This window comes from Oceanobacillus sp. Castelsardo (genome assembly GCF_001659985.1).
GTDB lineage: Bacteria > Bacillota > Bacilli > Bacillales > Amphibacillaceae > Oceanobacillus.
In genome coordinates, this window is the sequence record NZ_LYCS01000003.1 from 195,678 (window position 1) to 209,106 (window position 13,429).

Here is a 13,429-nt window from a genome sequence, read left to right on the forward strand (position 1 = left end):
AATCCTAGGGATGTAAAGCACTATAGAGCCAGTTCATGCACTGGCTCTAACGTATTCATATGTCAGTAATTATTCTTCAGTTCCAATTATTTCTGCAGATTCATCCCAATCAGAGTTCCATTCAATTCCTTGTTCTTCAGCTGCATCTTTATTTATGAATAATTGAATTTCTGGTGGATATTCTGGTGTAACCTCACTTACCTTTTTCTCTCCACTTAGGATTTCAGCAGCCATCTCACCAGTACGATATCCTAATGTATAATAATCAATTCCAAATGTTGCAAAGCCACCTTTTGCTAATGAATCTGGCTCACCAACAATTAAAGGAATATCTTGATCATTCGCTACACCAACAACACTATCAAGAGCAGACACAACGGTGTTATCAGTAATAATATAAATCACATCAGCTTCTCCAACTAAAGTGGTTGTAGATTGTTGTACTTCAGCAGTATTCGCTACTGTACGCTCTACAATTTCTAGGCTTGTACCTTCAACAGCTTTCTTTACTTCCTCTACCTGTTTCACTGAGTTTTGTTCCCCTGCATTATAAACCATCCCTACTTTAGAATTAGGGAAATATTTGTCTATAAATTGAACTGTTTCACTAATTGCCTTTGGATGTAAATCTACATTACCAGTAATGTTTTCTCCCGCTTTGTCCATAGAAGGTACTAATCCAGCTTCTACTGCATCAGATACAGAAGTGAAAACAATTGGAATATCACTTGTTGCTTGTAGCGCCCCTAATGCACTTGGAGTGGAGTTAGCAAAAATTAAATCCACATCGTCTGCTACGAATGTATCAGAAATGGTTTTCACGTTATTTTGATCATTTTGTGCACTTTTAAAATCAAATTCAACGTTCAAACCAGCATCATTCAATGCCGCTTGAAAACCTTCATATGCTTTATCCAATGATGGATGCTCCAAGATCTGAGTTGCGCCAACAGTAAACGTTTCTCCACTATTAGAACTAGTATCCCCTTCTGTTTCACTAGAATTAGTTGCATCTTCATTCGATTCTGCCGCGTTATCATCTGAATCAGACCCGCATGCCGCAAGCATTGCGATAAGAGTGATAATAGCAAGTAATTGCAAGAACTTCCTCATCTCTTCTTCCCCCTCTTATATTATAAAATTTTCTAAATATTTAATCGTGATTATACCATACTATTTACCTAACTGCGAGAGGTTTTTTACGATTTTTCCTTTTATTGTGACTATTATAAATAAAAGAAACCGCCATTAATCTAAACGACTTGGCGGTTTATTTTTATGCGATTTTCTTTTAACTTCAGCGAAAATAGTTTCTTGTTGTTCCGGTTTGATTTTTGTAACCTCTATATTACTATCCATCTCTACATTTAATTGTTTCAATGTCTGTTCTAATAAGCTTTTTAATTGTTTAAATTCCCTTTTGGTTACGGGTTGAAAGTCTTCTTTTAACCTCACAGCTATTTGTCCACTTGGTTCAATCGTTGCCCATTCCACATCTTCTATTTTCTGAACATTTTGTTGACGTAAATTCATTTCTAACTGGTCTACCGTAAGTCTAACCTTTCTTAAATTTTTTTCTTCTAACTTACCATTTTCAATAAGCACCTTGGCCTTACCTGTTATCAAATTTTCTACAAAATCCAACTTTACTTGGAAAAGTTCCATTACAATTAAAGTTATAACTAAAATCAATCCAATTAGGAGTGTTGTCCAAATATTTTCACCAGCTATTGGTTGTATTAATAATGAACCTATCCCAATCATGATAACCGTTTGCGCAAGTGTCATTTGGGCAATTGACTTTCTCCCTGCAAAGCGTAGTAATATAGTGCCCCCAATTACAATAATCATAGCTTTCCATATTAAATGAAAATCCACATGCATGACCCCTCTCTTCTCTTTTAGTTTTACATATAGGCTGCATTTTATTCAGCAAATTATTAATTAACTATATAGCTATTCAATCAACAATCGCTTATAATCTTATTGTTATGAAGAAATAAGTTTATAGATACAGGGGGGAACAAAAGTGTTTGAGGAAAGTGATTTAAAGAATAGGTTAGTTCATCGTAAAGAAAACGTTTATTTTGTTATCACTTTATTGTTTAGTATTTTAGTTTATGTTGTTCTAGCTTTTTCGATTGTAGGAATTGCTATCATTTTAGGAATTATGCTCATTTCTTATTTTTTTCATGCCTTATCGATGGCATCCATTCGCCGAAATGGAGTTCGACTGAGTGAACAGCAATTTCCAGATATTTACCAAAAGGCGGTAAATCTTGCTAAGGATATGGAATTAGAGAAAGTACCCGCTATTTATATTATGGAATCAATGGGAGTACTAAATGCATTTGCAAGTCGTTTTTTTGGTAAGAACATGGTTGTTGTATATTCGGAGTTCTTTGACCTCGTTGAAAATAATCGTGAAAAAGAGTTGATGTTTGTACTAGCACATGAGTTTGCTCATCTTAAACGACGTCATGTGCTCGTTCATTTCCTGCTACTTCCGGCAATGTTTATTCCATTTCTCGGTGAAGCCTATTTACGAGCTTGCGAATACACCTGCGATCGTTACGCTACCTATTATGTAGGTAACCTCGATGCAGCGAAGGAAGCATTATCCATACTTGCTATTGGTAAGAAGCTTTCAGCAAAAATGAATAAAGAAGCTTATGTAGAACAAATAAGAGAAGAGTCTGGCTTCTTCACTTGGTTAAGCGAAAAACTGTCCAGTCATCCTGATTTACCAAAGCGAATAAATGCATTGGATCACTGGGCTCATCCAGACCAATATCCACTTCATCGTGAAAAGAAAACAACTATTATTTTAGGCGTAATTGTTTCTATTGTGTTCGTATCCATTTTAATAGGGGCAGCCGCATTCTATTTCGAAAATTCAACTGTGTTTTCTGATTCTTATTTATATGAGGATGATGAGTATGATGAGGATGGTTATGAAGAAGAAACGCTTGATTATCCACCTATTATGGAAGCATATATGGAAGATGACATGGAACTTCTTCAACAGCTTATCAGTGAAGGGGCGGATATAGATGAAAAAGATAGTGACGGTTTCACTCTCCTACAGTATGCAGTAACTTGGGGGGATATGGAGGCTACACAATGGTTCATCCAAAATGGAGCAGATGTGAATACAACGGATAACTGGGGATCAACTCCTTTAATAAATGCTGTCTATAATGCCGCTGGTGTTGAAATTGTCGAGCAATTATTAGAAAACGGAGCAGATAAATCATTAACAGACTCCGAGGGAAAAACCGCCTATGACTACGCTATCGAATACAGGGATGCTCAGCTTAGAGACCTATTAAAGTAATTATTATTGTAAATTTAACAATAAAAAATAGCCAAATAAGGCGTCTAACCCTTATTTGGCTATTTGTTCATACTAGAAAAGAAGTCCCCTAATGGATCGGATTCTTCCTCCCCCACTACTTGTTCGTCTTCATTATGAATTTCTAACATATCAATTTCAACATCATCTAACGTATTTTCTTCATCCATAGTCGGTAATTCATAAATTTGTTCTGGTTCCTGCTCATGATCTGATTCAACTTCCACTTTTTCTTCTTCAAAAGCAAATATTTCGTCCATGTTTACCGTGTTACTATTTAATGAAGATAAAAGAGATGTAGCACGCATTGGATCACTTAGTAAATGATATAAAATACTTCCTATCATTGCTTCAGAATGCTCGTGCTTAAGCCAACTTCTTTGCTCTTTCGTTAGTTTTTTAGGCAAAGGAACAGAAATGACTTCCCGTTCCTTTGAGGATGTTTCATTGACACCCTTTAAAACAAAACTAGCAATGGTACTTGAAAAATTTCTCCGTTCCGTTTCTTTTAAATTCGATAGCTTTTTAAGTAAATAATCAGGTGTATCTGACGGGACTCGAAATGTAATAGATTGTCCACGTTCTATACCTTTTTTCACCATTTAATCACCCTATTTTGATCCAGTGACAGTTGCTTTTTCTTCTTTTTTATTTTTGTTTAATGTGTCCTCTTTGTTTAATGTCCCTACAAATTGATTAATCAATTTATAATAAGCATTCGCCATCATCCAAATGCTTTCTTGTTCATTTTCAAAGAATTCTATATTAAATCCATCTAATTTATTATTAAGTGCTTTAATATAGTCTTTAAGAACAGCTGAACCCCCACCTACAAAATAGCAGATTTCAGATTGTGAGTTTTTCGCCCAGACATTTCTTAAGAAGCGGTATTCCTTTTTAGCTAGTTCTAACAGAATATGATCTGTTATATCATGGACATTTGTTCTACTACCTTTCACCATAATATGGTGGCGATCATTTTTACGAGTAATAATATCCACTACATCACGGCGACTATCTAATTCTACGCCATGACGAATAAGAATTTCTTCACGAATTTGTTCTAATGATTCAGATACTCCTAAGTTGTAACCTTGTGCTTTATCATCGTCCACATTACGGTTTTTAATGACAGCAATATCTGTTGATAATCCACCAATATCTTGGATTAAAATTTGTTTATCCAACAATTCTTTATTTGTTACTTTTAAATCATTGTCCATCACAAGATTTACATAAGCAGCAAAGCCTTCTGGGTAAATTTTAACTTCTTCAAACTTTAAATTCACTTTCTTACCTTGATGCTTTGGTGTAACTAAAAATTCAACTTGGTGTACAGAACCTATTAATTGAGAACGATAACCTACATCCTTACCTTCTTTTACTTCCCTTAATGGAAGCCCTGTTCCTAACATATAGCTTGTATCTATAACACCGTTTCTTTCTTGAAATTCATTTGATTCAACTGCATCTAATGCTAATGCAGCAAATAACATGACCAATGTTTGATCTTCTTCTGATTTACTACTTCCCGGATCAAGTTCTTGTGAATTGGTTGTTTTTGCAGCTAGATTCCCAACACGATAGATAACACTATTTTCTTCTAATGCTGGTGAATGAACACGAATATGTATGTTATCTAATACTTCCTTCGTATCTAGTTCTTCTATTCCAATAACAGGTCGATCTTCTAAATCAGGAGCAATAATATTTGGAATGTACAACTCGTTTTCTAGTTTTCCAAATAATCCTTTCAGCGCATCGTTACCTACATCCACTGCGGCGATTCTAGATTTTATCATAGTAAAACTCCCTTCAAAAACTACTTACTATAATAGAATAATAGTTTTTCACGGATTTGGCAATCCAACTTTTGAAGTATTCTTTTTTGCATACATGTATTCATTCGTGTAAACGCGAACAAACCAATATGTACACACATTTGAAAACTTGCATACATATACAGTTTACAAACCATCTAATTTTGTTTGCATGTTTACTAAAATGTATACACATAAAAATTTAATTGAATAGTGCTTTAAAACTCCCCTCCCCTGCTAATGAAGGGTGAGAAATTCTCATCAAATTTTACTTCTTTTCTATCACAAAATTTTTGTAGAGCAATTAGTACAACTATTGCTCTACAAAAATTGGTCTAGCACATGGTGCATTGGCAAGAAAATATATCCCATTATTTTTTCTAATACAAAGGATCATTGTGAATGGCATGAATTGGTTTTTAACGTTAATAAGCTTTTATTCTTTTGAACACATTATTTCTATGTATAGTACATTTTCTTAAATAACTTGGCATTGACATATCCTTTGAGCGAATGACTTTGTTGCACCTATGCAAATCTTTACAGTAGGGCGAGTAACAGGAGCCCTAGATGGGAAGGGTTTTATACTTTTCTTACTACCAAGAAGGACTAGGAAATACCTAAAGAATAAAAGAAGCTGGGACAAAAGTATTTTAATCAAGTAATGTCCGAACATGATTGGTATAAATACCATTTCAGAAATATACTTCGCTTAGACAATCCATCGTATATTTTTAAAGTTAAATACATTCATTATGTCTCCTCCTAAACAAACAGCTTTTTGACTTCTTCATTTGTTTAATTCCTAATCACCTGCATTATCAATCTACCCCATTATCTTTTTACAGACTCTCGTCACCATAAATCCTATATCCCTTTAGAGTTCAAGAAATTACTTGATGGAGTTTGTCTCACTATGGTGAAATTTCATCAAGATCATTGATTTCTTAAATCATTTTATATTCATATGTAATCAATGATTCTTCTATAGATCGTATTTAATAACAGACATTAATTCATAAAAACTTTTTTGCGCTTTCAATTTAGAGCGAATAATCGAATTAGGTATCAAAAGGAACGATTTCCTCCATATTATTTAACTTAAATGTTACTACCTTTTTTAAATAGTAAATAATTGTATATTACAGCCCAGTTTCTAAAGTATACTTTTGTGCATACACGCACACAAATAAGCAAACGCGGGTATATCAATATGTATACACTTTCGTTTACTTGTATTCATTAATTGTTTACAACCATAACAATTTTGTAAACATGTGTGCGTATTTGAAAACATTGCTGTTCACTCCCCTCCCCTACTAATATGAGGGTGCTTTTTTATCTATTAGTCCTACTTTTATTCAAACAAAAAAGTAAGCCGCGCTTTTATAAGCACGGCTTACTTTTTAAACTGCTTTTGACTTCTTCATTTGTTTACTTCTTAACTGTCCACACGCTGCATCTATATCAGCACCGTTTTCCCAACGTACGCCACAATGAATACCACGTTCCTTCAAAGTCTCAAAGAATTGCTGAATGGAATTAGAATCACTGCGTTGATATTGAATATGTTCGTCTACTGTATTGTAAGGAATTAAGTTAACATATGCTAAGTGACGGTGATCTTTTATTAAATTAGCAAGCTGTATAGCTTCTTCTTTATGATCATTGACGTCTTTAAGCATAATATATTCATAGGTAATACGACGATTTTTCTTCTCTAGATAGTACTTAATTGCAGGCATTAGTTTCTCTAACGGGAAAGCCTTATTAATCTTCATAATACTAGTGCGTAATTCGTTATTAGGTGCATGTAAGGATACAGCAAGATTTACTTGAATATCTGTATCCGCAAAATCATAGATCTTATGAGCTAAACCACTTGTAGAAACCGTAATATGTCTAGCACCAATATTTAATCCACGATCATCGTTCACGACATACAAGAAATTCATTAGGTTCTTATAGTTATCTAATGGCTCCCCTATTCCCATAACTACTATATGACTAACACGTTCTTCTTCACCTTGTTCATCCAAGTGCTTCTGTACATTCATGATTTGTTCCACAATTTCGCCACTAGTTAAGTCACGGCTTTTTCTTAATAGGCCACTTGCACAAAAAGAACAACCGATATTACAGCCAACCTGTGTCGTAACACAAACAGATAAACCATAGCTAAATCGCATTAGTACCGTTTCTATTAAATTTCCATCCGAAAGTCTAAACAAGAACTTTTTCGTACCATCTTTCGATTCCTGTCTAATTTCCTCATCTAACGTATGCAAAACAAAATTATCATCTAACAAATCTATCGTTTGTTTATTCACGTTTTTCATTTCATCAAACTGATTAACACGCTTTTTATATAACCAATCCCATACTTGATTAGCTCTAAACCGTTTCTCACCATGCTCCATTAGCCAATCTTCTAATTCATCAAAAGTTAGCCCATATATGGATGTTTTGTTCACGATAAACCCTCATTTCGATTCTTTAGATAAGTGTTCAAAAAGGAGGATAAAAAGGACCGAGAAGTTCGAGGCGGCGTAGCTTTGAGCACCGGAATGTACATCAAAAGGTACATGAGGAGCGAAAAAGCAAGCCAACGAAGAAATTCGAAGTGTCATTTTTACCGGACTTTTTGAACTTCCTCTTTAAATTCCTACCCTACATCATACTCCATGTGGTGTAAGGAAATCAAATTGAAAATAGTGGATATGATGGGAATTGTGTTGTATATTTTATTAGAAAACTTGGCATTCGCCAAGCTTTAGGGCGAATGTCATAGTTGCACTTATATAGTAAGAATGCTTTTAATAATGAAATACTTGAAGGAATAAAAGGTTTAATTCATAATTAAATAGAATATTAATAGATAAAGTAGGTATATGTAGTATGAGTAAAATAAGAAGAAATGATCCATGTCCCTGTGGAAGTGGAAAAAAGTATAAGAAATGTTGTGGTGCTTCTAATGTTATAGCATTTAGCCCTGACCTTTATAATCTAGAATTAGATAAATTACATACAGAACTTATAAACTTTACTAAATTTAGAAATCAAGACGCCTTTATTGAAGCAGTTAGCGATTACCATCAACCCTTCATAAAAGATAATGATGAACGATCAGATATTTATATAAAGGGAATTTCATTGTGGACTGTCTTTAATGTACCATTTTTAAAAAATAAGCAGACTGTTTTTAATGCTTTTTATGAAAAACAAAAATCTAATATAAAATACAAAAAGGTAGAAGAAACATTTTCAAAATGGACTCAATATGAACCTGGCGTTTTCGAAATCATGTCAAAAAACGAACAAGAAAACAAGATAACTTTAAGAAATGTGGTTTCTGATGAATTATTTCACATCGCCTATAGAAACGCAGAGATTCTAAATGAAGGTTATCTTGCTGTTGGTATACTAGTTCCATATATTCAAAAACATGAATTCTTCTCCACGATGGTTCTACTTGGAGATAGTAAAAAGAATCAAATTATTGATGTTACAAGCCAATATATAGAAAAATACGGTTCCCTAGTGCAACATTATCCTGATTTTCTGGCGGAGATTCTTACATTGGATGACCAAGAGGAAAATGAGATATTAGAGTGGTCTAATCCTTTACATGAACAAGTTGCACTAGAGTTCACGAACCACATGTTGAAGAAAAACATCGAAGAAAAATATACAGACATCGGAGAAAAACTTTGGAATGTCTATTGCAAAAACGAAAACCCTAATTTTAAAAAGGTATCAGGCTATGCCGCGGCTTTAGATTATCTCGTGCAAAATACGATTCTAGAAAATGAAGTTACCCAAAGCGAGATTGCGAAAGAATATGAAACGTCAGCTACAACTATATCATCTAATTTCAGAAAGCTTCAAACTGCTTTAGATGAGGAAATTCAACAAGTTATGAAAGAACTTAAATAAACAAAATCTACTTAAGAAACGGATTCGTGTCTTGGTGCAAAATGTATTATTCGCTTCCAAATTAGTAGTAAATATAGCTAAAAATTGAGGGCCTGATAAACATTGATTTATCAGGCTTTACTCTTCCTAGGCTAATAATTGGACTCTATCAAAGGAAATCTTTATCATTGCTTATTAAGAAAACACTTATCGAGGTGAATAGGATGAGCATACATGAGAAAGCAAGGAAGTTTAATGACATACCGTTATCTATTCTGGATTTAGCACCAATTGTAGAAGGCCGAACAGCGACTGATTCCTTCAAAGAGAGTGTAGAACTTGCACAGCATGCAGAAAAATGGGGGTATAACCGCTATTGGTTAGCAGAACATCATAACATGCCGGGTATTGCAAGCTCTGCTACTTCTATACTGATTGGTCATATTGCAGAAAAGACGAATTATATGCGTGTCGGTTCAGGTGGAATTATGCTTCCAAACCATGCAACAATCGTCGTAGCCGAACAATTTGGGACGTTAGAATCCTTATATCCAGGACGAATCGACCTAGGTTTGGGACGAGCACCAGGAACAGATCAAGCAACTGCTTATGCATTACGTAGAACGTTAAATATGGGGCCTGAAGAGTTTCCAATGCAAGTAAATGAATTACAAGATTACTTTAAAGAAGAACCAATTTCAAGGGTGAGAGCTATCCCTGGACAAGGCTTGGATATCCCTATTTGGCTACTTGGCTCTAGTGACTTTAGTGCTAGACTAGCAGCTGAAAAAGGGCTGTACTTCTCGTTTGCAAGTCATTTTGCACCAGCATATTTACTTCATGCACTTAAATTATATCGTGAAAACTTTAAACCGTCTGAGACGCTGGAGAAACCACATGCAATGATTGGCATTAACGTTATTGCAGCTGAAACTGATGAGAAAGCACAATATTTGGCATCCTCTCATCAAATACAATTTTTAAACATTCGTAAAGGAATTAGTTCCAAACTACAGCCACCAGTTAAGAATATGGATGAGATCTGGTCCCCGATGGAAAAAGCGGCTGTAGAAGAATCTCTTGATCCAAATACAACGATTATTGGTAGCCCTGAGACAGTAAGAAGAAAGCTTGAAAAGATCCAAGAAGTAACACAAGCTGATGAATTAATTATTAGTTCACAAATATATCATCTGGAAGATCGCTTACGTTCATATGAAATTATCTCAGAACTGATGGATTAAAAGTGAACCATGGCCAATAGTGGATGGCCATGGTTCACCTTTTTGTTATTGTTTTTTACATTTAGTCATACATCCAGGTTTGACGTATTTTGGATATGGATTCTATGAAACTGATTGATTCCCCATGGGTCTACCATTTTACTTAAACCATCCCTTTTCTTTAAAACGTGATATCGCCTCAATTCGATTGCTTACATTCAGTTTATCCAGTATAACTGAAATATAATTACGAACCGTTCCCGTTGTTAAGAACAGCTGATTGGCTATTTCTTTCGTGTTTTTCCCATCTGCAATTAACTTAATAACTTGCTCTTCTCTTTCGGTCAACGGATTTTCTTCCTCATAGGCCATATCCACTAACTCAGGTGCATATACCTTTCTTCCGCTCATGATAATCCGAATCGAGTTAGCTAGTTCCTCGCTGGGGCTGTCTTTTAATAAATAACCATTGATTTTCGCCTTTCTTGCACGGTCAAAGTAACCAGAGCGGGCAAATGTCGTTAGGATAATTACTTTACAAGGATCATCCACCAATTGTTCCGCTGCATCTAATCCGCTCATGACAGGCATTTCTATATCCATAATACAAATGTCCGGTTGATACTGTTTAACGAGTTCTAAAGCTTCTTTTCCATTTTTCGCCTTCCCAACTACTTCCATATCTTCTTCTAAATCAAGAAGAGCACCAAGGGCACCAAGGAGCATTCCTTGATCTTCAGCAATGACAATACGAATCACACTACCCCTCCTGTTTTGATTGGACCAGTTATTTTTGGCACTTGAATCGTGATTAACGTTCCCTCAGATGCTTCCGCTTTCAAATTCCCGTTCACAAATTCTAATCGTTCACTCATTCCACGTAATCCATTTCCAACGGACCACTCAGGATTAGAAATTCCAATTCCATTATCCCATACTGTAATCGTAATTTCACTTTCCGATTGTAAAATAGATATTTTACAAACAGATGCTTTGCTATGTTTTACGACGTTTGTAATCGCCTCTTTTAAACACATACTTAGAACATTCTCGACTAATAAAGGTGTCGCTAAGAGGTGCGTATCTCCACTAATCATACAATCAATTTGGGCAGCTTTTAATACCTGTTGGATAGGTACAATCTCATCTTGTAGCTTAACAGCTCTCATTGTAGAAACAATATCTCTAACTTCCTTTAATGCTGTTCTGGCTGTTTGGTGAATATCATTTAATTCACTTCTCGCTTTATCTGGATGTTGCTGAATTAATTTTCCTGCAAGATCGCTTTTTAAGCCAATTAGAGAGAGCTTCTGCCCTAACGTATCATGTAGGTCTCGCGCAATACGTTGGCGCTCCTCCGCTACTAATAACTCGGAAATACGCTCATTTGCATTTTGTAATTCACTTTCTAACTTTTCTCTTTTGTTACGATTATACATATTAAACGGCAGTAAAATAACACCGATAATACTCACAATGATAAAGGGGAGTTGTGTTAGATACGTTGTGCTGTCCATGATGAATCCAAGGATAACAGCTACTAAAGTGGTCACTAAATGCACAACATACAAAGTGATAAAACCCGCCTTTTGTTGAATATTTCCGATAAAAAAGGCTAGAAATAAGGAAAAATATACATATCCAAAGTAAATAGCCATAACGATACTAATCGCCATTTGGATACCGACAGACACGTAAACGGTCCAACCTTTTTTAATAAATGCTAAACGATATGTGGTGAAAAATAAAACAACCATTAAAAGTCCGACTGAAATTTCCATCCACCTGAATGTCCGGAAAATAAAATAGAATGGTAGTACACAGAAAATAATCCAAGCGTATAAACTTAGTCCCGTATTTTTAGGAAAAAGATGATACCAATTTTGCATGATGTACCTCCATTCAAACTAATTAATCTCGTTTTTATGTAAGTATAGCAGATTATTGCCAAAAGAACCCTTTACACAAATTGAGTAAAGGGTTCTAATCATTATTCTTGCTGGAACTTTGCTCTGTTTACTTTTAAAGAAACACTTGAATTCTTCTGTTTTTCCATCGCTTTATACTCTTTAAAACTTACGAAAGTTCGACTTGCTTGGTCATAAAGACGGAACCGAATCGATTGTAGGCTTGTTTTTAAAGTTATCGTTGTTGCTTTTTGTAATGGCGGTGTAGATTCATGCGCTTTTTCAAGTTGGTAATTCGGAACTCTCGGACTCAAATGGTGCACATGGTGAAATCCGATATTCCCTGTTAACCATTGCAAGACTTTTGGTAGTTTATAATACGAGCTTCCATCAACAGCAGCTTTTACATAATCCCATTCTTCCTCATTCTCAAAATAGGAATCCTCAAATTGATGCTGCACGTAAAACAACCAAACACCTAGTGATCCGGCAACAAACATAATAGGCAATTGAACCATTAATAATGCTTGCCAGCCTATTAGCCAAATTAATAATGCATAAATAGCAACAAGAGAAACGTTGATTAAATAGGTATTCCAGCGTTCCTTACGTTTTGCCCCTTTACGATTAATACGATTGGAAATGAAGAATAGGTAAAAAGGACCTAATCCAAACATGATAAGTGGGTTACGATACAATCGGTAACCTAATCTCCCCCAAAAGGACGCTTCTGTATACTCGTCTACTGTCATTACCCAAACATCACCTGTACCACGTTTATCTAAGTTGCTGCTAGTAGCATGATGAATGGAATGATCTCGTTTCCACTTTTCGAAAGCAAAATGAGTAATAATTCCCGTTATCGTCCCCAATATACGGTTTGCTTTTCCACTTTTGAAAAAGGACATATGTGTACAGTCATGGAAAATGATAAAGATCCGGACAACAAATCCCGCTGCAACAATAGACAAAGGAAGACTTAGCCAAAACGAAATAGATAGGCTTTGATATGCTAAAAACCAAAGTAAGAAGAACGGTACAAATGAATTAATAATCTGGATAATACTAATCTTCGTATCAGATGTTGCAAATGGAGCAACACTTTTCCGTAATTGTGCTTGCTTTTGTTTGCTCATAGTTTCCTCCTAAGAACTAGTACTAATATAGTTACTATAAGTTTAAAAACAATGAGCAAAAAATATAAGTCAT

Annotated in this window: 11 protein-coding genes; 3 read left to right on the forward strand and 8 right to left on the reverse strand. The window is 35.0% G+C overall.

The genetic code is table 11. The annotated features are described in order from the left end of the window. Window positions 1-69 precede the first annotated feature (69 nt). Together A9178_RS07630 and A9178_RS07635 are read right to left on the reverse strand one after the other, a co-directional pair. Entirely contained in the window at window positions 70-1,113 is a 1,044-nt protein-coding gene (locus A9178_RS07630; protein WP_068673991.1) for an ABC transporter substrate-binding protein, read from the reverse strand. Between the two features lie 135 nt (window positions 1,114-1,248). Further along, complete coding sequence (locus A9178_RS07635; protein ID WP_068673993.1) at window positions 1,249-1,878, reverse strand: DUF421 domain-containing protein; 630 nt, start codon at window positions 1,876-1,878, stop codon at window positions 1,249-1,251. Window positions 1,879-2,029: 151 nt separating this feature from the next. On the opposite strand from A9178_RS07635, the gene A9178_RS07640 reads away from it, so the two are divergent. Further along, window positions 2,030-3,337 (forward strand): M48 family metallopeptidase, encoded by a 1,308-nt coding sequence (locus A9178_RS07640; RefSeq protein WP_068673995.1) that lies wholly within the window; start codon window positions 2,030-2,032, stop codon window positions 3,335-3,337. 59 nt (window positions 3,338-3,396) lie between these two features. Here the strand turns inward: A9178_RS07640 and A9178_RS07645 are convergent, their stop codons facing one another. The 3 genes from A9178_RS07645 to rlmN form a co-directional block, all read right to left on the reverse strand. Continuing rightward, window positions 3,397-3,957: a hypothetical protein gene (locus A9178_RS07645; protein ID WP_068673997.1), complete on the reverse strand. Its 561-nt coding sequence runs from the start codon at window positions 3,955-3,957 to the stop codon at window positions 3,397-3,399. A gap of 9 nt (window positions 3,958-3,966) precedes the next feature. Further along, complete coding sequence (locus tag A9178_RS07650) at window positions 3,967-5,157, reverse strand: ParM/StbA family protein (protein ID WP_068673999.1); 1,191 nt, start codon at window positions 5,155-5,157, stop codon at window positions 3,967-3,969. A 1,424-nt stretch (window positions 5,158-6,581) separates the two neighbouring features. After that, window positions 6,582-7,649, reverse strand: a complete 1,068-nt coding sequence (gene rlmN, locus A9178_RS07655) for a dual-specificity RNA methyltransferase RlmN (RefSeq protein ID WP_068674001.1) — start codon at window positions 7,647-7,649, stop codon at window positions 6,582-6,584. 424 nt (window positions 7,650-8,073) lie between these two features. On the opposite strand from rlmN, the gene A9178_RS07660 reads away from it, so the two are divergent. Further along, on the forward strand, window positions 8,074-9,111 hold the full coding sequence (locus A9178_RS07660; protein WP_068674003.1) for an SEC-C domain-containing protein: 1,038 nt from the start codon (window positions 8,074-8,076) through the stop codon (window positions 9,109-9,111). A gap of 203 nt (window positions 9,112-9,314) precedes the next feature. Beyond that, window positions 9,315-10,334: an LLM class flavin-dependent oxidoreductase gene (locus tag A9178_RS07665; protein ID WP_068674005.1), complete on the forward strand. Its 1,020-nt coding sequence runs from the start codon at window positions 9,315-9,317 to the stop codon at window positions 10,332-10,334. Window positions 10,335-10,472: 138 nt separating this feature from the next. On the opposite strand, the gene A9178_RS07670 is transcribed toward A9178_RS07665, so the two are convergent. From A9178_RS07670 to desA, 3 genes are all read right to left on the reverse strand, one after another. Then, window positions 10,473-11,072 (reverse strand): response regulator transcription factor, encoded by a 600-nt coding sequence (locus tag A9178_RS07670; protein WP_068674007.1) that lies wholly within the window; start codon window positions 11,070-11,072, stop codon window positions 10,473-10,475. Further along, the gene (locus A9178_RS07675) at window positions 11,069-12,202 is read right to left on the reverse strand and encodes a sensor histidine kinase (RefSeq protein WP_068674009.1); all 1,134 of its coding nucleotides are present in this window, start codon (window positions 12,200-12,202) and stop codon (window positions 11,069-11,071) included. Before A9178_RS07675 ends, A9178_RS07670 begins: the two co-directional genes overlap by 4 nt. A 101-nt stretch (window positions 12,203-12,303) precedes the next feature. Continuing rightward, window positions 12,304-13,356: a Delta(5) desaturase DesA gene (gene desA, locus A9178_RS07680; protein WP_068674011.1), complete on the reverse strand. Its 1,053-nt coding sequence runs from the start codon at window positions 13,354-13,356 to the stop codon at window positions 12,304-12,306. Window positions 13,357-13,429: the final 73 nt, after the last annotated feature.